This window comes from Mesorhizobium sp. WSM4829 (assembly GCF_055811475.1).
In genome coordinates this window covers 66,237-85,307 of the sequence record NZ_JBVVQJ010000029.1, presented here as the reverse complement: position 1 = coordinate 85,307, position 19,071 = coordinate 66,237, and the positions used below count along the sequence as shown (strand labels likewise).

Here is a 19,071-nt window from a genome sequence, read left to right as displayed (position 1 = left end):
GCCCTGGATCATCCGTCATGAAGATATCGAGCAACTCGATATCCAGCACCATTCCGGCAGGAGCGGACACAGTCCATTATCACAATCACAGGATCAGCAGATCCAGCTTTTTCAATAACATAGCGAGGTGTGCATTATGTCGTGGGATCGGTCTGGCGGGCGATGATCAGGTTCCCATGGCCGTCCGGGATTTAGCGCAATCGCGTCCGCGCTTTCGCCGCTGCCCCTGGACGAGTGGACGGTCAGATACGGCTCGCAAGGAGCATCAGGTACGAGAGGCGGCTTGTGCGGTCGGATCGGCTTCCTCTTCGGGAATGTCGTCGAATGACGAGTAGTTCAGATTGTAGAGTTTGGAATAGAGCTCGCCCATAGCCATCAGTTTTTCATGGTTGCCGGTCTCAATAACTTGGCCGTTCTGAAGCACGATGATGCGATCGGCACCACGGATTGTGGCGAGACGGTGAGCGATGACAAGCGCAGTCCGGCCTTCAAGCAGTTTTCTGAGAGACTTCTGGATCACCATTTCCGTGTAGCTGTCGATGCTGGCGGTGGCCTCGTCAAGAACAAGGATCTTGGCGTCGGCGACGAGGGCGCGGGCGAAACTGACAAGCTGGCGCTCACCGAGAGAAAGGTTGCCGCCGCGTTCGCCGAGTTGGGTTTCATACCTGTCGGGAAGTCTCATGATGAAGTCGTGGGCGCCGACCACCTTGGCGGCCTCGATCACCTTCTCCCGCGTGGCTTCTGTCTTGTGGTAGCGGATACTCTCGAAAACCGTCCCGGTGAACAGAAACGGCTCCTGCAGCACCATAGCGATCTGAGTGCCGAGCGATTCCTGGGTGAGATCGCGCACATCATGTCCGCCAACCAGCACTTGGCCTTGCTGAACATCATAGAAGCGGTGGACGAGGGCCATCGCGCTCGATTTACCAGAGCCGGTTGGCCCGACCAAGGCGACCGTCTCGCCGGGATTGACCCGGAAAGAGACGTTTTTCAGCACCGGCTGTTTGGGATCGTACCCGAACGTGACGCTCCTGAACTCGACCGAGCCGTCCATTTCGGGCGTAAGGATCCTGGCATCCGGTTTGTCCTGGATCTCGATCCTGACGTCGAGCACATCGGTCAGGCGCTTGCCGGAGGCCATTGCGCGCTGCATGATGGAATATTGCAGAGTAAGTGAGCGAATTGGGTCAAAGAAGCGTTGGATATAGAATATGTAGGCAACCAATACGCCCACATCGACGCGGCCATTCATGATCATGGAGCCGCCGACCACAATGACGACAGCCATGGCGAGGCCGGTGAGGCCATCGACGATCGGGACCATGACCTGTGCATACCTGGCAGCGGTCAGGTGAGTCCTGAGGTCGGCATGTGCCTTGTCGTCATACAATACCAAGTTTACGTACTGGCGGTCCATGCACTGGACGGTGCGCACGCCTTGAATCGCTTCGGCCAATGCGCCGTTGACGACTGAATTGGTCTCTTGCGCAGCCATGAAGGCATCGCGGGCACGCGGCAGCCACACGATGCGGATAATCAACAGGGCCGGCAAGACCGAGAGCGTCAGAAAGCCGAGGCTGAAGTTGACCGACAGCATTACGAAGATGATGCCGAAGAGAAGCGCAATGTCGCCTACGGAGTAGATCGAGTTTTCGAGAAATTCGTGGATAGAGTTGACGTCGCCCTGAAGGCGAGACATCAGGCGTCCTACCTCGGTCTTGTCCATGAAGGAGAGCGATACCTTCTGCAGATGGGCAAACATGGCGTGGCGGATGTCGAAGAGGACGTTCTCGGCCATTTTCCCTACCACGGTTTCTTGCGCGTAGGCGGCGCCGAAATTAACCAGAATGGCAAGCGCAAACGCGACGGCGGCCTCAAGCAGGACGGAGGCATCAGCGCCTGCCGGGGTTATGGCGTGGTCGATCGCATAGCGGATGATCAGCGGGATGAGAAGCTGCGTGCCAGTGAAAATCAGCAATGCGGCAAGCGAGACGACCGCCATGGCTCGGTAGGGACGAACGAAGGCCCATATGCGGCGAATGATGTTCTTGTCGAAAGCCCGGCCAAAGATCTCCTCCTCGATGCGATGGGACCCGACGACCGCGCGCGGAGGGCGTCTACCGCTATCATTCGGTTCGATTTCGAGTTCGTTGGCGTGCCGCTTGGCCATCAGGGCGCGCCTCCAAACGTGGTCGCAATGTCATCTCCCGGGCGCAACTGAAGGTCATAAAGCGCCTTATAGCGTCCTCGCTTGGCCAAAAGCTCTTGATGGGTGCCGCGTTCCACGATCTCACCGTTGTCGACAAACAGAATCCGGTCGGCGTGCTTGAGTGAACTCAGCCGGTGGGCGATGATGATCGTCACCCTATCCTTGGCGAAACGCCGTATCGCCGCGCGGATGCGCTGCTCTGTGGCGGCGTCGATCGCGGCCGTTGAGTCGTCGAAAACGACGATTGATGGGCGCAACATCATCGTGCGAGCTATGGTGAGACGCTGACGCTGGCCGCCCGAGAGAGAGGCGCCACGTTCGCCGACGACCGTCTTGTAGCCAGCGGGGAGGCCGAGAATGTAATTGTGCAACTGCGCGGATTCGCTAGCGCGCTCGATCGGCTGTTCCTTCGCCCAGGGGTCGCCATAAGCGATGTTGTTCTCGATCGTGGTTGTGAACAGGAATGCATCCTGCTGTACGACCGCGACCGCCTTGCGAAGCGATGCGAGGGTGACCCCGCGGATGTCCTGCCCGTCAAGCATGATGGTGCCACCAGTGACGTCGTAAAAGCGGGGGATCAGGTGAGCAATTGTCGACTTGCCAGAACCCGGCGGACCCACGATCGCGATCGTCTCGCCCCTACGGGCGCAGAAGGTAATTTTCTTTAGAATGACGCGGTTTCCGGTGCCGGGATATGCAAACGAGACATTGTCGAAGCGCAGAGTTCCTTCACCGATCTCGAGCGGTCTTGCACCGGAAGCATCCCCGATCGTGATGTCCTGGTCGAGCAGACTGAAGAGGCGCGAACCGCAAGTGTAAGCGCGGGCAAAGCCGTTGACCATCAGTCCGATCTGGCGGACGGGCATTTGCAGGATCGTCATGAACGTCAGGAACGTCGTGAGCGTTCCAACGCTGATCTGGCCGGCGATGAGTTTGTCGCAACCGACCCAGAGGACCAACCCCATGGCGACAAAGAAGGCGAGGGTCATTGCCGACGTGTTGGGCACGTACACGTCAACCTGCTCGTGCGCGAGTTCGAGCGCGTTTGTCGAGGCGATGTCGAACTTCGCCATCTCGTGAGCCTGTGCCGAAGACGCCCGGACAACGCGGATGCCCGCGAGATTTTCTTCCATCACGCGGCCCAGGACGGAAAGCCGCTCCTGCAGGTCGAGCCAGATGGCGCGTAGCTTAAGCTGGGTGACCGACGATCGCCAGGCTACGAAAGGCACGAAGCTCAGCGCGATCAAACCGAGCACCGGGTCGGTTGAGATCATCATGCAGGCGCCTATCCCGATCAGCATGGTGAGCAGAAAGAACCTGACCAGGGCGGTGGAAAAATACATCCGCACGCCGTGGAGATCGAGGATGCCGAGGGTGATCAGGTCGCCTGAATGCACCCGGTCATGAAAGGAAAAGCTCAGGCGCTGGACCTTGTCGTAACAAGCAAGCCGCAGTTCGTACGCGACGTGGTGCCCGACGGCTTCGGCAAAGTAGTTTTGCGCCATAGTAAAGAGGCCGCGTAGCGTACTCGCGCCGAGCAGCAGGAGAGCAGGAGTCCAGAGGGCTTGTTCTGCAGCCGTCACCGTGACACCGCCCCCGATGGCTACTTGGGTCTGGTCGACAGCCCGGCCGAGAAGCTGGGGAATGAGCAACTGCAGGATTACGGCTACCATCGTCGAACCGATAGCTAACGCGACCTGCCACGGGTGCCTCAAATTCATGCGCGTAATGCGCAGTAGCGTGCTCAAGCCCCGGCCCCACCCGGCCGCTTTTACATGCGCGGACGATTTGAGAGAGGTCGTGCCAACAGCATCACTGCCCACCGAGTGCCCCCGACTGAATTTTCCGCCTTCGGAAGCGAGCCGGTCGACTCACATCAAAGACGTCCCTCCAAGTTGATCCTGGCCACCATCGGCTCAACATGCTGAGCCGGCGAGTTGCGCCACGGCTTCGCTCGCTGGCATGTCGATCACCGTGATTCCGCTCGCCGCAAGGAAACGGGCTTCGTTTCTGGTCAGCGTTTGCCCGTCCATTATCGCGTAACGAGGGCCTTCTGAGCGCTTCATGATCTGCCTGGCGTAAGTGCGCAGCATCTGATCATTGAAGCGGCAGCCGACGAAGAAAAAACCCCGGTCGACGCGTCGTTCCTTGACCACGTCAGGGATAGGCGTCTGGATATCGATTTCAGTCAGGGCTTCGACATAGTCGGAATCGGCGATGAGGAAATTTGCGGCCGGCCTAATACTGCCATGTGGCGCATAGAGAACCGTCTTCGTCGCTGCTCCAGCCTCGAGTTCCCTTCCCGACAAGTCGTAAGTTCTGGTCCAAATGTCGCCAACTTCGTTCGCCCGCGTAACGCCTTGTATCTCGACGACGTCGGTTCGGCCGGCCTCTGCCAGCGCCGCGCGCATGGCGCCTTCGTACCAGCTGTCGATGATGAGGGAGAGCGGGAGTTTTGCGAGCCAGGCGTGGAGGATGCTCGGCGCCGCCGGCCCCGCAAATATATCAGTCATCCAAGCTTGAAGTGTGCGGCGATGCCGGCGCTGTTCAATGAACTGCGCGACCGACCACATATTGGTGCGGATCTTCGAGGGGGCTGGCGCCCGCGTGTTGAGTGCCTCGGCAACGGCTTCGGGGGTACACGGCACAGGCGGCTCAGCAGAGCTGAGCCGGAGGAGACCCGGACCGAGATATGGGATCACCTGATCGGAGACTAACGCTCGTCTGGCCAGCTCAAGCAGCTTTCGGGCAAAACTGTCCCGGACGACGACTAGGTGGCCCGAGGTCGGGATCGTGTTCATGCTCGTTTCCTCTTGACGCCTCTCATTGACGGGCGGCATCAGTCCCCGTCGGAAAGCTTCCTTGCCTCGACGGTGATCGGCAGACGCGTATGCGGCGGAAGATCGGGAAGGAGGAGCCGCCAGCCGTTCCTGAGCGTTACGACCCCGCCCCACAGGTCCTGGTTCTCGAACTTGATAATCGGCTCCTCGAGATCCTTTTTGGGGACATACGCCGACAACCCGGCCTCGGTCCTGCGGATCATTACTTTCATGCGGCCGTTCCTTTATTGGCGTTTTCTTCGGCACTGCAGGTAGCGTCGGCTTTGTCGAGGCTCGTCAATTCACGCGCTCGCATGCCGACGACCGTCCCACGGTCGATCCATTCGACCGCGTAGATGAAGAACTGCTGTAGAAACGTGCCAATGTCGCGCACATAACCCTCTTCGCCCTTGCGCACGAGATTTTCGCCGATCTCCCTGCCAGGATAGGTGCCGTCATTCTTAATGTGCCGAGTGGCACGGACCCGCTCTCCCGGCTGAAATTGGGGGGGTCTGCGGATTTCGACCTCCTGTTCGCGTGCGGGCCGCATGGCGGTTCCTTGGTTCTCTGAGGCTAGTGTCATTGATGAGGCGCGCAGGCATTCCCCGGGGCAGCCAGTTGTGTGGGTAGCCAGTGGACTCAGGCAGGAACGCAGGTCTTCGGCACAGGACACACCGAAGCACATTGCTGCGTGTCGAAAGCTCCCTCGCATTCGGTGCATTTCTGCAGCTCGACCACGTAGCTCTCGCCTTTGAACTTGATCGCACCCGACGGGCATTCGAATTCGCAGGCGCCGCATTGTGTGCATTGGGATGCGATGATCTTGAAAGCCATTTTGACTCCTGATTCGAGTAAATGAGACGGGTTCAGGCCGTCGCGGCGAGTGCCTGGACGCCGGACTCGGCGGCGTAAATCGAGCTGATTGCCGTTTCGATGTAGTCATGGCCGTAAGCGTCGGTTGCTCGGATACCGGCGGCCGCGAGCTGATCCTTGGGGCAATCTCCAATTTTGACGCAAAGCACTACGTCTACGCCTTCCAGCGCAGCGATGACCCCGTCGAGAGTGGCCTTCTCGCCCCAACCCCCGAGGCAATACTGCTCAACCTTGCGGTGCCCGACAAACTTGATCCCCCGCGCCGAGGCTTCATACACCTGGAATTCCTTGGCATGGCCGAAGTGTTCGTTGACGCGGCCGCCGCCCTTAGTTGCCACCGCGACGAGGAGGGACTTGCCGGAGCTCGCAGTCTTGACCATTCCGATCGCTTCGCTCCTAGCCGCGAGGTGATCACGGCGCTCGTCCGCGACCAGCTCCCGATAGGCTTCGCGTTTGCTGGCATCGTAGGTGAGCTCACCGGGGATGTGGCCGAGCGTGAATTCCTGGCCACGATCCTCGCCCAGCAGGCCGACGGCATCTGCCCGGCACTGCCGGCAGTGGCGCATCAACTTGGCGCCGCCTTCAAGACGATCCTGAAGAGCCTTCATCTCCATTGCATTTGGGCCGCGCTGCCCGGTCAATCCGTAGTGCGTGCCGTGCGCCGGGTCCGAAATCAGAGGCATGACGTTGTGCAGGAACGCGCCGCGCTGGTTGACCCACTTATTCACCTCAATCAGGTGCTGGTCATTCACTCCGGGGATCATCACCGAATTGATTTTGGTGAGGATGCCGCGTGCGCTGAGCATCTCCAATCCCAGCATCTGCCGCTCGTGCAGAATTCTGGCGGCTTCTATGCCGCAATAGCGGCGGTGATCGTAAAAAATCCAGGGATAGATTTTTGCGCCGATTTCCGGATCGACCATGTTGATCGTGATCGTCACGTGGTCGACATTCATGTCGGCAAGCTCGTCGACGTGGTCGGGCAGCGCGAGCCCATTCGTAGAGACGCAAAGCTTGACGTCGGGGATTTCCCTGACGACGCGTTCGAACGTCGCCTTCGTCTTCTCCCAGTCGTAGCAGGCATCGCCCGGTCCGGCGATCCCAAGCACGGAAAGCTGCGGCACTTCATTGGCGACCGCGATCACCTTGCGTACTGCCTGATCGGGCGTCAGCTTTTCCGAGACAACCCCGGGCCGGCTTTCGTTGGCGCAATCATATTTGCGATTGCAGTAGTTGCACTGGACATTGCAGGCCGGCGCGACGGCGACGTGCATGCGCGCGAAATAGTGGTGCGCCTCTTCTGAAAAGCACGGGTGATCCTTGATCTTGTCCCAGATGGCCGGGTCCACATCGTCCGGCCTTGTCGACGATCCGCAGGAGGAAGATGCACAGCCACCCGACTTGGCGCTCACCAGCAACTGGTCGGAGACCCTCGCGCCGGTCAGGCTCTCAACTGAAATCGCCGGTGCGGCCATTGAACGGCTCCGTTACGGGTTAACGTCGCGGTTCGAAGCGCAAGAGCAATGCCAACTGAAAAGGTGGCGCTAGTTCACGAATTGGCTTTGCGCGTCGGATATCATGGAGTTGCTCCGACATAGCTTTGTCGGACTTCTAACAGGACTATGTTAGAAGGTGAGGAAGACGACCCGGCCGGACATCAGTTCAAGATAGAAATCCCGCGTCGACCGCTCGGCCGTGATCGCCCTCGGCACAACTCCCGACCGGTCTTCCGACGAGGATGTCGGTCTCGGCGACGGCGAGCTCGTCCGCGGTGAAGTTGCCACTGCTCACTTGGGTCTGCATGGTTCCGATTCAGGAGAGTGGGGTGACTCCTTTCTGCGATCGGCAAGACGTCGGCAAGGGCGGGTGATGAAGGGGTGACAGCATCACACACTCGCGCAGCTTTGGCCCGGGCTCCGACACATTTCGCGTAGCTGGCGCAGTGTTCTCGTTCTCCACCTCATGAGAACGCTAGAATTTCTTCACCTCGATCCCGTGTCGGCGCAAAGCATATCCGACCTGTCGCGGCGTAACACCGAGGACACGGGCGGCCTTGGCCTGAACCCAGCCGACCTTCTCCATCGCGCCGATCAGCCGGTCGCGTTCCGTCAGGCGCGGGCCTATTGCAGGGAGAGCGGGATCGTTTGCAGGGTCGGCAGTATGGGGTCGCACGTTATCCTGCGGGGCGCCGAAGCGCCCGGCCGGCATCGGCAATCCGGCGGGCATTATATTGCTTCGAAAGCGCTGGTTGCCGGTATTGCCGCTGTGCGAATGATCAGCTCTTTTCCAGAGGAGCCAAGATAGGCATTGGTTATTGTTGCAGGCAAAATCTGATGGAGCGATTGTCCTTGAACGCGCTAGCGTGGCCGTCCTTTGCACGCAGTTCTCCAATTCGCGGACATTTCCAGGGAAGTAGCATTGCGAGATAAACTCGAGCGCCGACGGCGCAAAGGCGAGTTCGAGATGGTTCTCCTTGTTGAATCGTTCGAGGAAGGCGTTCGCAAGGCGAGGGATATCCCCCGGTCGCTCTCGGAGCGGAGGCAGGATGATTGGCACCACATTGATGCGATAATAAAGGTCGGCCCTGAACTCCCCGCTTACGACAGCCGACTCGAGATCCCTGTTGGTGGCGCATATAAGTCGCACGTCGACCTGCAGCGTCTTGGTACCGCCAACACGCTCCAGTTCGCCTTCCTGCAAGACACGTAACAGCTTGGCTTGGAATGCAGGTGAAATCTCGCCGATTTCGTCGAGTAGCAGCGTTCCCCCGTTTGCCAATTCAAAACGGCCGGCGCGCTGGGAAATTGCCCTGAAGGCGCCTTTTTCATGTCCGAACAGCTCCGACTCCAGAACGCTTTCCGACAGTGCGGCGCAGTTCAACTTGACGAAAGACTTCCTCCGCCGGCGCGAGAGCCTATGTATGGCTTGCGCGAAAAACTCCTTGCCGGTGCCGCTCTCGCCCCTCAGGAGCACGGTGGAATTCGTCCTTGCTACAATGGAGACGGTTTCGAGCACCTGCTTGAGTGCGAGGCTCTCCCCGATGATCCCATCCATCTTGACGGGTGCATGCGGGACGGGGTCGGTCCGGTCCTCATCGGACGAATTCTCCGCTGTCCAGCTCTCATCGGCGCGCCGCTCACGATCCCTAGTCAAGCCGCGATGGAGGCGAATAGTGCGGCCTACGAGGTTGGCCACCATCGTCAGGAAGCAGATGTCCTCATCGTAGCGGGACCCGTGTACGCTGTCTCTTACGATCGACAACGTCCCAAGGATCCTGTCCTCAGCCTTAACCGGGACGCCGATAAAGGCCATCGGGAGGGAACTGACACCAGGACGTGTTTGAGGCTCGGCCTGAAACAACTCGGACGTGCTGAGGTCCGCGATGACGAGCCGCGTGCCCGTAGCGACGATTTGATCTATTGCCGCCTTTGGTATGATGGGGTGAGTGCTTGATGGGCCGCTGCCGGCACTCGCGGCGATCTCCGGCTCACCTTCAGAGTCCAGGACAAAGATTGCTCCATGACGCATTTGCACAAACGACGGGAGAGTGTTCGCGACATTGGCCAGCGTAACCTCCAGCCGGGCGGGAGCCGTCAGCGCCTTCGACACCTCGTAGATTCCCTTGAGCCAGTCATCTGCTTCGAACATCCCATCACTGGCGGGTTTGCGGAAGGTGTCTCGAGGTCCTACTCCGTTGACCCGATCATCCGGCCGTATGTGAGCCATGGAAACACCTCAGCGGTTGTGGTCCAGGGTGCTCCTCCCAAGCGCCTTTTCATCAGTTCAGGAAGTTCATTCGCTCCGCAATTTGGCGAGATGGTGCCGGCAAGATTGCGCTTTGTCGCGAGTTCGGGAGTACACAGGTGCACACCCGCCGAAACGGTGCCAAAGCCGATCATCCGAACTTGAAGAGGACGCCGAAGCCACCACGCGGATAATTCCATTCGATCTCGCCGCTGGCCTCGCACAAAACGCGGCAGGTGCCGCACTCCATACAGCCATCGGCGGTGATTTCAACTTGACCTTTGTCGTTCAACTCATAGCATTTCGCTGGACAGACGCGTGTCAGCGCGAGCAGATTCGCGCTTGGTTGCTTGTGCGGTCGCACCTTTATATGCGGACGGCCGGAGTCCACCAGATAGCGGTTCTGGTAAAGCTTGTCTTCGACACGTAATTCTGTCCCTGGGTTCGTCATGTCGTCAGTGCCTCACCGCCACGCCAATGCCAGGCGGATCGCGTCGCTAACCAGCCCCAACCGCGAGCGCGCCTTGATGAAGGCTGCCGTGGTGGCCTTTTCCTTTTCGATCTTTGGCGTGCCGTCGACACGCATGAAATTTTGCGCGGCTTGCGACATCAACCGCGGGTAGCTCGTGAAGAAATTGCCGGCGTTAGTGTGGAGTAAAGCTGGCATGTCTTTGTATTTCCGCAGGTCTTTGACTACGAAGGAGTTATCCAGCATCGTCTTGTAAAGGGCGAGGTTCCGTTTGGTCATTGGATCGTTGCGTCTCTTCACCTGGATGATAGCCTCAGCCGCAATGCGACCGGAGGTCATGGCGAGGTTCGAACCCTCGCGGTGAACGGCGTTGTTTAATTGCGCGGCATCGCCGACCACGACCCAACCGTCGCCAAAGAGCTGCGGAATAGCCTTGTAGCCACCTTCGGGAATGAGATGCGCCGCGTATTCTTTCACCTCCGAACCGGCGATCAACGGCCGGATCGAAGGATGGTTTTTTAGCGCGTCGAGAAGGGCGTAAGGGCTCTCCATCTTCGCGGCGAAATCCGATACGAGGCAGCCGATGCCCAGTGAGATCGATTCCTTGTTGGTGTAGAGGAACCCGAGCCCGGCCATGCCGTGGGATATCGTGCCGACTGCCTCGATCACGCAGCCTTCACTCCCTTTGACCCCGAACCGCTGCTCAATGACCTCTTCGGGCAGGAAATGCATCTCCTTTACTGCGAGCGCCACCGCTTCCGGCTTCAGCATCTTGCGAAGACCGCCCCGCGTGCCAAGCAGTCCGCAGACACCTTCTGCAAGAACAACCACGTCCGCGTAGATCGCTCCGCCGGCCCGATCCGTGCGGACGCCGATCACCTTGCCCTTGGCGTCACGGACGAGTTCCGTCACCGTCGTCTCGCACAGAACCGTCGCGCCGGCCTCGCGCACCCTGCGCGAAAACCATTTATCGAACTGGGCACGAATGATCGTATAGCGGTTGGGCTTCACCTCGTTGAAGTCGTCCGACCGATAGTGAATCCCGGTGTGGGAGGTGTCGTCCATCACCCAGAGCCGCTGTTCAACCAGATGCCGCTCGAGCGGTGCATCATCCCGGAAATCCGGGACGATCTTCTCCAGCATGTTCGCGTACATGATGGCGCCCTGGACGTTCTTGGAGCCCGGATATTCACCTCGCTCCAACTGGAGTACCTTCAAGCCGTCGCTTGCCATGGTGTAAGCAGCTGCGTTCCCGGACATGCCGGCCCCGATGACAATGGCGTCGAACTCTTCGTTGATCATTTCCATCTCCCTTAGCTCGCAAGCTTGTCGCGACTGTGCGGTGATAGCCGCCGGGTGAAGGCCTCGGTCAGCGCGGGCAGGAAACGGACCGCATCGGTGACGATCCCGAGGTGAGCGAAATCGAAAATCGGCGCGTTCGGGTCGGTGTTTATGGCCACGATGAGATCGGCTCCCTCAACTCCAACGCGGTGCTGGATGGCGCCGGAAATACCGGCCGCTATGTAAAGCTTCGGCCGGATTGTCTTGCCTGTTTGGCCGATCTGCCGATCGGCCGACATCCAGCCCTTTTGGACCAGCGGCCGCGAACAGCCGAATTCGGCGCCTATCACTCGCGCGAGACTCTTCACAAGCTGCAGGTTCTCCGCTCCGCCGAGACCGAGCCCTCCCGCAACCACCACATCCGCATAGGCGAGATTGGCGATACCCGACTGGCCGTCCGGAAGGAATCCTAGCACCTTGGTGACGATTTCATCCTCGGCTAGCGACAGCTTGTGCGGGATGACACGCCCGATCGCTCTGTCGGCCCGCTGGGGCATCGGCATGACCCTCGGTCGCACCGTCGCCATCTGCGGCCTGTAATTGAGCGTGTAGATCGTGCATAGCAACGAACCGCCAAAAGTCGGGCGAGTCGCGGCGAGCGAGCCGTCAGCATCCACGTCAAGTTCGGTGCAGTCGGCCGTTAGCCCTGTCAGCAGGGTGGTTGCGACGGAACCGGCGAGATCCCTGCCGAGCGTGGTTGCACCGAGAAGCAGGATCTCGGGTTTGTAAGTAGCAACCAGATCTGTCATCGCCTTGGTGAAAGGCTCATTCCGATAGTCGGCGAGCACCGGCGCCTCAACGAAGTAGACGAGGTCGGCGCCATAGGCGAAGGCCTCGGCGACTGCGTTCTGGGTGGCTTCTCCCGGGGGGCCGAGCACAGCGCCCGCGAGCTGGACGCCAAGTTTGTCCGCCAGCTTGCGGCCCTCGCCAAGCAGTTCGAAAGATACCGGGTGGACCTGGCCACGTTCGAGCTCGATGAAAACCCAGACATGCCGATAGTCCCTGAAACGCTCAGGAAGCTCCTTCTTCATCCCGGCACGGCCGGGGGGCTGGCGAGGGGTGTCTGAGTTCGTGCTCGACATATGGTCTGCTCCTTGCCGTCACGCGCCCTCGAAGGCGAGTTCCGGTTCCAGCGCCGGCTGGCGGGTGAAGATTGCACCAATCAGTTCGTCTGCGGTATCGCGCAGCGTCTTTTCGGCGGTCTCAATTTGCTCCGCCTTTTCCGAACGGGCGCTAGGGGCGAAAACGCGTTTGACGACCGTCGGCGAGCCACGCAAGCCGCATTTGGTGAGGTCTTCAATGCCGGCCTCGGCCGCACTCCATTTCACAATCTGGCTGCGCGCGGCGCAAAGCGCGTCTTCGAGCGAGCCCCGGCGCATCTCGTTTGTGCCTTCCAGCATGGTGATGAGGCAAGGCAGCCTGCTCTTCAGCTTCTGGGTGCCGCCCTCGCAACGGCGCTCGACCGTGATCTCGCCTGCAGCAAGATCAATGGAGGCGATTTTCGCGACATAGGTGAGTTGAAGGAGATCGAGACGCTTGGCGATGCCGGGCCCGACTTGGGCGGTGTCGCCGTCGATCGTCTGTTTGCCCGTGAAGACCACGTCCGGTGTGCCGAACGTCTCGCCGATCTTCGCGATTGCCTGGGAAAGAGCAAAGGAGGTGGCCAGCGTGTCAGAACCGGCAAAATAGCGGTCGGTCAAAAGCACCGCGCGATCGGCGCCGTAGCCGAGCGCCTTGCGCAGGCAGTCCTCTGCCATGGGTGGACCCATAGTGAGCACTGTGACCTCCCCACCATAAGCGTCGCGTAGCCTGAGTGCTTCTTCCAGGGCGAACAAGTCGTAAGGGTTGATGATGGTCGGCACACCCTGACGCATGATGGTGTTCGTCACCGGATGGACCCGTATCTGTGCCGAGTCCGGCACCTGCTTGATGCTGACGACAATGTGCATTGGCGTTCTCTATGCTGTTATCCCGAGGCGAGCTGGCGGTGCGAGTTCTTGTTTGCATCATCCGTGCCAAGTGTTTTGCGAGCGTCTTTCCTTTTAAATTCCATTGATCATTTCTGAGGCCCCCCGGTTTCGGTGCCCGAATTGTTGGCTTGTCGACATTGTCGCGTCGCAACTATGTAGCGTTTATTCGCCGAACCGCTTCAGGACGGAGTCGAACGGAACGAATGTGCGGCCTGGCGTGTGAGGTTTGTTCGGATTGTGATCTTTGAGCACCTTGAAAACCCGGTGCGTGAGCGGCGAGGAAAGCGCGAACTCCTCGTAGGCGCGTTCCAGCATGGCGCGCATGCGCGCGGCGATCACCTGGTCGGGCAGACCGGAGAAATCTTCCTCGGCAAGGTATTGGCCCACACGCTTGAGGATATGCAGCCGTGAGACATTGAGCACCTTCGGATCATACGAGACGCCAAGGACAGCGAAGAACTCCTCCGCGGACGACAGGCCTTTCAGTCGCGTGAGGATGTTGGTGACGTCGATGGAACTGCTGTCAGCGGAACAACTCATTGCGTTCTCCCTTTGTCGGAAACGGTGGGTTTCTGGTGCGTTGGTCGCACATTCGACATGCAGCCCCGAAAGCCGCGGGCTGATGAACGAATGCGCTGAGCCAGCGCGGCAATCGCCTCGTCGTCACAACTGCCCGGATGTCGCGCGCGGTGCAACTGGTCGACCTCCATGGAGGCAGCCGGCCCCGCTTGGAAGCGAGCGAGGTGGGCTAACGCAACGGCCCGCAGGGCCCGAGCGGGATGGGCTCGACTGTCTCCGAATTGGCCCTCGACCTGGCCCCCGACCGACGTCTCCTCGGCCGCCAAGGGGGGCAATGCGGTGAAGCCGACTTCGATATCTGCCTCCTGAAGGACAGCCATCGCGGCGGCCACCTCTTCGCGTGCGCATTGCCCGCGCGCTCGCCGACTCCAAGGACGACCGAGGCATGGCGCGCGCCGGCGTGGATCGCGCCACCGTGTTGGCGGTAGCGAGGCCGAAAACGTTATGGCATGGAATTCGAGGTCGACGGGAGACTTCGCTGCGAGCGGGGTGACAAGCTCGAAGGTCGAAAAGGGATCGAGGGCGCTGACACTATCGGCCAAGCTGACGCGGCTTTCGCCGGCGCGCGCCGCCGTCTTAATAAGGCGGGCGAGATAGTCCTGGTTGGTATGCGAAGCATCCTCAGAGCCCAGGGCGAGGAAAAAGCCGCTGGCGGCCGCGCGCCCGACCATATGCTCGATGAGCTTTAGCGCTCCTTCCCGGACTAGCCCCAGCTTCGTGGCAAGCTGGAAATCGGATGCAGGCAACGACAGATTGAGGGCACGGACGCCGCTCTCGACTGATGCATGGAAATCCCGTGAGGTCATCCGGCGCCCTGCCGTGAACCGCACCGGAACACTCCGTGCGACCACGGAGCAAATTGCGTCGATCTCGATCGCAAACTTTCCGCCACCGTCAAGGCAACGCCGGATGCCTGCTCGCCCTCGCGCAGGGTAGTATCCTTGAGAAAGACCCGACCGCTCATGAATGGACGCCGGTTCATCTGCCGCTGAGACCTAGTACGCATTGAAGGCCTTCGGCGCTCCGTATATTCGACCCGGAACTGTGGGCGTCGCGCAGCTTCTCCACAATTGAAGGCAAGACCTCTAGCACCCGGTCTACCTCTTCTTGTCCGTTGTCACGCGCGAAAGAGAAGCGGACCGCCCCATGTGGCATTTTCATCGCCCTCAGGACGTGGCTTGGCTCCGCACAGCCCGATGTACAGGCGGACCCGGAGGAACAAACGATACCCGCGCGGTCGAGGAGATGCAGGATTCCAGGGCCTTCAATACCTTCGAAGGCGATATTTGTGGTGTTCTGCAAACGCTCCAGGGGATCGCCGTTGACGAAGCTGTTTGGGACACGCTGGACAAGCCGGTTCTCCAGCCGGTCGCGGAGCCACTTTATCCGCGTGGTCTCGTCATCCATGAATTTCAAGGCGAGTTCGGCGGCCATGCCGAGCCCGACTATGCCGGGCGTGTTTTCGGTGCCCGCGCGCCGGTCGCTCTCTTGGTGACCCCCCTTGATCAGGGACTGGAACGGCACGCCGCGCTTGACGAAAAGTGCGCCGGCCCCTTTTGGTCCATGAAATTTATGACTGGAGAGCGACAGCATGTCGATGGCGGTTGATTTCAGGTCGATCGGGAACTTGCCGACTGCCTGCACGGCATCAGTGTGGAAAAGGGCGCCGACTTCCTTGGCCAATTCGGCGAGCTTGGCGACAGGGAAGATCGTACCAGTCTCGTTGTTGGCCCACATGATCGAGACGATTGCCACGTTTGGGCTGAGAGCAGCCCGGTAAGCGTCAACGTCGAGCCGGCCCTGGCAATCCACCGGGATCCTGTGCACCTTGACGCGGCGCGTCTCCTCGAGATGCGCGCAGAGCGTCAGAACGGCCGGATGTTCGACGGCGGAAGTCACAATCTCTGTTCGGTCAGGCATCACCTGGAGCGCCGAAAGAATGGCAGCATTGTCGCTTTCCGTTCCACCCGAAGTGAAGGTGATCTCGTCGTCGAACTCCGCGCCGATCAGCGCCTGCAGCTGGCGCCGCGCGTTTCTCAACGCGGCACCGGCAAGGGCGCCAAAACCGTGCGCCGACGAAGGGTTGCCGAATTGATCCGTAAGCAACGGCAACATCGCTTCAAAGACTTCAGGATCGACCCGTGTCGTTGCGTTGTTGTCGAGATAGACAACTTTCATGGGCTGTGGTCCTCAATGGAGTGGAAGGGAGGCGCAAACCCGGTCGCATCGAGCCTTGCGCATGCCGTTGCTGGCGGAGACGATCCAGAAGCGGTGCAGGTGCCCCACAAATTGGCGCAGATTGGGCCGCCATCGCACCGACAAGCTCACCTCAGGCGCACTCTCTCCTTCTTCGGCAATCAACTACAGGACTTGCCGCAGGAGCACTTCCCGCTCGCATTCGGATTGTCGAAGACAAAGCCGGAGGTTTCGAGACCCGTGACGAAGTCGACGGCCATGCCGGCTACATGCGGCTGGGTGCCGGCGTCTACGAACACCTTGATCCCATCTGTCTCGATGATCGCGTCGCCCTCGCGCGGGACGCTCTCCAGGCCCATCGAGTATTTGAAGCCGGAGCAGCCGCCGGCCTCGACCTTGATACGAAAGCCTTCTGCCGGCTCACTAGCGGCGGAAAGAGCGGTTTTAACGGCGGCAACGGCCTTGTCGGTGAGCGTAATCATTGCTCGTTTCTCCTCAGTGCGTGACGGTTTGGGCATCACCGTGCATGGACCGTGCCAATGGGAAAAACCGTTTCCGGACAGTGCGACATCGCCAACGCGGCCACGATTCTGGTTCGGCTGTTGCCGCGAAGGCGTTGGGCAACCGACAGCATTGTCGGATTTGTCGAGACCGCCACAGGGGGGTGGGCTCGAGTTCCCTCTGAACTGGCTCGTAAGCCGGGCTTCCGAGACGCTTCGAGAAATTGGCACGACTTTTGAGCTCTTTTTTGGCGAGGGCGAAGACGCCCTACCGACAGTATGCGCAAGCAGGGGTGAAGACATGCACCAGCACGAGAAACCGTCGCCGGAGAGAATCCGGCGGGCACGCGAAGACAGCCCCAAAATCCGCGACCACGATCTCGCCGCCCAATTGGGCATTTCGGAAGCGGAGCTTTCCGCGGCACATTGCGGTTTTGGCACGGTGCGCATCCAGCCACGCGTTAATGATATGCTGACCGGTCTCGAGGCGGTCGGCGAGGTGATGGCGCTGACCCGCAATGCCAGTGCCGTGCATGAGAAGATAGGCATCTACGATAAGGTGTTCACCGGAAAGCGTCACGCCATAGTGCTCGGCAAGGACATTGATTTGCGCATCTTCGCGAACGTGTGGGCGCACGGCTTTGCGGTCGAGACACGCGATGGCGGGGAGATCCACCGCAGCCTGCAATTCTTCGACGCCGCAGGCGAGGCAGTGCACAAGGTGCATCTGAGGTCGTCCTCCAACCTCTATGCCTATCAAAAACTGACAGACGAGCTCCAATCCTCGAACCAGGAGCCGATCGTGTCGGTTGAGGGGAGGTCAGCCGAAAACCTCGCAAAGATTGCGGACCAAGCCGCTACAGTCGATGACCTGCGGGAGCACTGGAGTCGGCTGACCGACGTGCACCAGTTCTTCGGCATGCTGAAGGCCCTGAACCTCAGCCGCCGCCAGGCGGTGCGCATGGTCGGCCAGGATTACGCCTGGCTGCTCGACAATGCTGCCGTTGGCGCCATGTTCCATCGTGCGGCCGAGGACGAGATGCCGATCATGTGCTTCGTCGGCAATCGTGGCTGCATCCAGATTCATTCCGGCCCTATCAAGTCGGTCAAGCAGATCGGGCCTTGCATCAATGTGCTCGACGAGACTTTCCACCTGCATCTCAGGGCCCACCACATCCGTGAGGTTTGGGCCGTGCGCAAGCCGACCAGGGACGGTCACGTCACGTCACTCGAAGCCTATGGCGCCAATGGCAAGATGATCGTCCAGTTCTTCGGGACGCGCAAGGAAGGCGAACCCGAGCGCCACGACTGGCGGCTACTGGCCGAGAACCTGCCGCGCATTCCCCGTTCAACCGCCGCTTGAGGTGAGGCCGATGCATATCGATTCCCGTTTCGCTCGGCATGCGCCGCTACTCTGGATTTTGCTGACCACCGCTTTGCCTGCCGAGGCCAACGAGGGCACAGCTGCCTTTTGCGGCCCGCCGAGGATCACCTCGATCGGAGGCGCCATTCCCGAGGGCCACCGCGCTTGGCGAGGATCGCCATCATTGCTCCCGTTGCGATGAGCCACACCTGAACTCCGCGGTAAAGCTACTCAATGCAGGCAAATGCGTCAGCTGCCCGGACGGGTGTGTTGTCGGTCAATTGTCCAACATCCCAGATGTACGGCAAAGCGGGCGGGAGGAATTGCTCGAAGTGAAGTCGATTGGTCCCTCCGTCAAGATTCCAGAGGACGGCCTCCACAAAGGCATCTCGAATGATCCTTCGCCGGCAAGAGCCCTCGGCGTCTCATGCCAAGCTCGAAAAGGTAACGTCCGAGACGGATGCAAAGCTGAACACGCCCCAAAGCAGCCCGCATTATCAAGGAACGCTTAGCGCATCCTGTTCGCGCTCTCGGCTCAGCGCGGCTAGATTCTTGCCAAGAGCAGCAACACAGCAGTCAACGGCCAGGTTGCCGATGCGACCAGTGCGGTCGAGGATTTCTCCGGCTACCAGCAGATACCCCCACGAGGCGATCGCCATCGTCAGGCCGATGTGATCCTGACGCAGAAGAATTGGGGCTGCCGATCTCCGCAGTGAGCTATTTGCGGGCGCCCTGATGGCCTCGGCGCCGGCGGACGTGGGGCCCTCTTCTTGCCATAGGCGCGGCCGATCGCGGCCCCGTCTCCGACTCGCTCAGGCGCTCGACCGCATACAAATCATCTCGCGCAAGAGATCGGGATCCGGAGCCTTCTCCACGAGCGCGCAGGTTCACCATGCCGTCGGTCATCGATCGTCCTTCGAATTAGTTGGGTCAGCAACCCGACCTTACCGACGAAGTATCGATGACGACCGCAAAGCCGCTCGCTCGCTACAGCGCTCGTGGAGGGCG

At 60.1% G+C, this 19,071-nt stretch carries 18 protein-coding genes; 1 reads left to right on the top strand and 17 read right to left on the bottom strand.

Going from position 1 to position 19,071, the window contains the following annotated elements:
• Positions 1 to 265 precede the first annotated feature (265 nt).
• The 17 genes from AC0L17_RS24550 to AC0L17_RS24470 all read right to left on the bottom strand — a co-directional run bounded on the left by AC0L17_RS24550 (position 266) and on the right by AC0L17_RS24470 (position 16,682).
• Positions 266 to 2,170, bottom strand: coding sequence for an ABC transporter ATP-binding protein (locus AC0L17_RS24550; RefSeq protein ID WP_473517700.1), 1,905 nt, complete (start codon positions 2,168 to 2,170; stop codon positions 266 to 268).
• Positions 2,170 to 4,032, bottom strand: a complete 1,863-nt coding sequence (locus tag AC0L17_RS24545; RefSeq protein ID WP_473517699.1) for an ABC transporter ATP-binding protein — start codon at positions 4,030 to 4,032, stop codon at positions 2,170 to 2,172. The genes AC0L17_RS24550 and AC0L17_RS24545 overlap by 1 nt, the downstream gene beginning before the upstream one ends.
• Before the next feature lie 93 nt (positions 4,033 to 4,125).
• Complete coding sequence (locus AC0L17_RS24540) at positions 4,126 to 5,010, bottom strand: SIR2 family NAD-dependent protein deacylase (protein ID WP_473517698.1); 885 nt, start codon at positions 5,008 to 5,010, stop codon at positions 4,126 to 4,128.
• A gap of 38 nt (positions 5,011 to 5,048) precedes the next feature.
• Positions 5,049 to 5,261: a putative nitrogen fixation protein NifT gene (gene nifT, locus AC0L17_RS24535; protein WP_040594248.1), complete on the bottom strand. Its 213-nt coding sequence runs from the start codon at positions 5,259 to 5,261 to the stop codon at positions 5,049 to 5,051.
• The gene (locus AC0L17_RS24530; RefSeq protein ID WP_473517697.1) at positions 5,258 to 5,578 is read right to left on the bottom strand and encodes a nitrogen fixation protein NifZ; all 321 of its coding nucleotides are present in this window, start codon (positions 5,576 to 5,578) and stop codon (positions 5,258 to 5,260) included. The genes nifT and AC0L17_RS24530 overlap by 4 nt, the downstream gene beginning before the upstream one ends.
• Before the next feature lie 89 nt (positions 5,579 to 5,667).
• Positions 5,668 to 5,862, bottom strand: a complete 195-nt coding sequence (locus AC0L17_RS24525; RefSeq protein ID WP_008878193.1) for a 4Fe-4S dicluster domain-containing protein — start codon at positions 5,860 to 5,862, stop codon at positions 5,668 to 5,670.
• Between the two features lie 32 nt (positions 5,863 to 5,894).
• A complete protein-coding gene (nifB, locus tag AC0L17_RS24520) occupies positions 5,895 to 7,376 on the bottom strand; it encodes a nitrogenase cofactor biosynthesis protein NifB (protein ID WP_473517696.1) in 1,482 nt (493 codons plus the stop codon).
• A gap of 187 nt (positions 7,377 to 7,563) precedes the next feature.
• On the bottom strand, positions 7,564 to 7,692 hold the full coding sequence (locus AC0L17_RS24515; protein ID WP_280952227.1) for a hypothetical protein: 129 nt from the start codon (positions 7,690 to 7,692) through the stop codon (positions 7,564 to 7,566).
• A 180-nt stretch (positions 7,693 to 7,872) separates the two neighbouring features.
• Positions 7,873 to 9,549 (bottom strand): nif-specific transcriptional activator NifA, encoded by a 1,677-nt coding sequence (gene nifA, locus AC0L17_RS24510; RefSeq protein ID WP_473517695.1) that lies wholly within the window; start codon positions 9,547 to 9,549, stop codon positions 7,873 to 7,875.
• A 247-nt stretch (positions 9,550 to 9,796) separates the two neighbouring features.
• On the bottom strand, positions 9,797 to 10,096 hold the full coding sequence (locus tag AC0L17_RS24505) for a ferredoxin family protein (RefSeq protein WP_473457739.1): 300 nt from the start codon (positions 10,094 to 10,096) through the stop codon (positions 9,797 to 9,799).
• 12 nt (positions 10,097 to 10,108) lie between these two features.
• Positions 10,109 to 11,416, bottom strand: a complete 1,308-nt coding sequence (locus tag AC0L17_RS24500; protein WP_473517694.1) for an FAD-binding protein — start codon at positions 11,414 to 11,416, stop codon at positions 10,109 to 10,111.
• Between the two features lie 11 nt (positions 11,417 to 11,427).
• Positions 11,428 to 12,537, bottom strand: a complete 1,110-nt coding sequence (locus tag AC0L17_RS24495; RefSeq protein ID WP_473517693.1) for an electron transfer flavoprotein subunit alpha/FixB family protein — start codon at positions 12,535 to 12,537, stop codon at positions 11,428 to 11,430.
• 18 nt (positions 12,538 to 12,555) lie between these two features.
• Positions 12,556 to 13,404, bottom strand: a complete 849-nt coding sequence (locus tag AC0L17_RS24490) for an electron transfer flavoprotein subunit beta/FixA family protein (RefSeq protein WP_473517692.1) — start codon at positions 13,402 to 13,404, stop codon at positions 12,556 to 12,558.
• A gap of 183 nt (positions 13,405 to 13,587) precedes the next feature.
• A complete protein-coding gene (gene nifW / locus AC0L17_RS24485) occupies positions 13,588 to 13,965 on the bottom strand; it encodes a nitrogenase stabilizing/protective protein NifW (protein WP_473480599.1) in 378 nt (125 codons plus the stop codon).
• A complete protein-coding gene (locus AC0L17_RS24480) occupies positions 13,962 to 14,810 on the bottom strand; it encodes a beta/alpha barrel domain-containing protein (RefSeq protein ID WP_473517691.1) in 849 nt (282 codons plus the stop codon). Before AC0L17_RS24480 ends, nifW begins: the two co-directional genes overlap by 4 nt.
• Before the next feature lie 172 nt (positions 14,811 to 14,982).
• Complete coding sequence (gene nifS, locus AC0L17_RS24475) at positions 14,983 to 16,182, bottom strand: cysteine desulfurase NifS (RefSeq protein WP_473517690.1); 1,200 nt, start codon at positions 16,180 to 16,182, stop codon at positions 14,983 to 14,985.
• A gap of 179 nt (positions 16,183 to 16,361) precedes the next feature.
• The gene (locus tag AC0L17_RS24470; RefSeq protein WP_473517689.1) at positions 16,362 to 16,682 is read right to left on the bottom strand and encodes a HesB/IscA family protein; all 321 of its coding nucleotides are present in this window, start codon (positions 16,680 to 16,682) and stop codon (positions 16,362 to 16,364) included.
• Between the two features lie 319 nt (positions 16,683 to 17,001).
• On the opposite strand from AC0L17_RS24470, the gene AC0L17_RS24465 reads away from it, so the two are divergent.
• Positions 17,002 to 18,063 carry a hemin-degrading factor gene (locus AC0L17_RS24465; RefSeq protein WP_473517688.1) on the top strand — a complete coding sequence of 354 codons (1,062 nt, stop codon included), beginning with the start codon at positions 17,002 to 17,004 and terminating at the stop codon, positions 18,061 to 18,063.
• Positions 18,064 to 19,071 lie beyond the last annotated feature (1,008 nt).

Excerpts from the sequence above, each read along its gene's own strand:
- AC0L17_RS24525 (WP_008878193.1), bottom strand. The coding sequence starts at position 5,862 with ATGGCTTTCAAGATCATCGCATCCCAATGCACACAATGCGGCGCCTGC.
- AC0L17_RS24495 (WP_473517693.1), bottom strand. The coding sequence starts at position 12,537 with ATGTCGAGCACGAACTCAGACACCCCTCGCCAGCCCCCCGGCCGTGCC.
- AC0L17_RS24530 (WP_473517697.1), bottom strand. The coding sequence starts at position 5,578 with ATGCGGCCCGCACGCGAACAGGAGGTCGAAATCCGCAGACCCCCCCAA.
- nifB (WP_473517696.1), bottom strand. The coding sequence starts at position 7,376 with ATGGCCGCACCGGCGATTTCAGTTGAGAGCCTGACCGGCGCGAGGGTC.
- AC0L17_RS24505 (WP_473457739.1), bottom strand. The coding sequence starts at position 10,096 with ATGACGAACCCAGGGACAGAATTACGTGTCGAAGACAAGCTTTACCAG.
- AC0L17_RS24480 (WP_473517691.1), bottom strand. The coding sequence starts at position 14,810 with ATGACCTCACGGGATTTCCATGCATCAGTCGAGAGCGGCGTCCGTGCC.
- nifT (WP_040594248.1), bottom strand. The coding sequence starts at position 5,261 with ATGAAAGTAATGATCCGCAGGACCGAGGCCGGGTTGTCGGCGTATGTC.
- AC0L17_RS24470 (WP_473517689.1), bottom strand. The coding sequence starts at position 16,682 with ATGATTACGCTCACCGACAAGGCCGTTGCCGCCGTTAAAACCGCTCTT.
- AC0L17_RS24550 (WP_473517700.1), bottom strand. The coding sequence starts at position 2,170 with ATGGCCAAGCGGCACGCCAACGAACTCGAAATCGAACCGAATGATAGC.
- nifW (WP_473480599.1), bottom strand. The coding sequence starts at position 13,965 with ATGAGTTGTTCCGCTGACAGCAGTTCCATCGACGTCACCAACATCCTC.
- AC0L17_RS24500 (WP_473517694.1), bottom strand. The coding sequence starts at position 11,416 with ATGATCAACGAAGAGTTCGACGCCATTGTCATCGGGGCCGGCATGTCC.
- AC0L17_RS24490 (WP_473517692.1), bottom strand. The coding sequence starts at position 13,404 with ATGCACATTGTCGTCAGCATCAAGCAGGTGCCGGACTCGGCACAGATA.
- AC0L17_RS24540 (WP_473517698.1), bottom strand. The coding sequence starts at position 5,010 with ATGAACACGATCCCGACCTCGGGCCACCTAGTCGTCGTCCGGGACAGT.
- nifS (WP_473517690.1), bottom strand. The coding sequence starts at position 16,182 with ATGAAAGTTGTCTATCTCGACAACAACGCAACGACACGGGTCGATCCT.
- nifA (WP_473517695.1), bottom strand. The coding sequence starts at position 9,549 with ATGTTCGAAGCAGATGACTGGCTCAAGGGAATCTACGAGGTGTCGAAG.
- AC0L17_RS24465 (WP_473517688.1), top strand. The coding sequence starts at position 17,002 with ATGCACCAGCACGAGAAACCGTCGCCGGAGAGAATCCGGCGGGCACGC.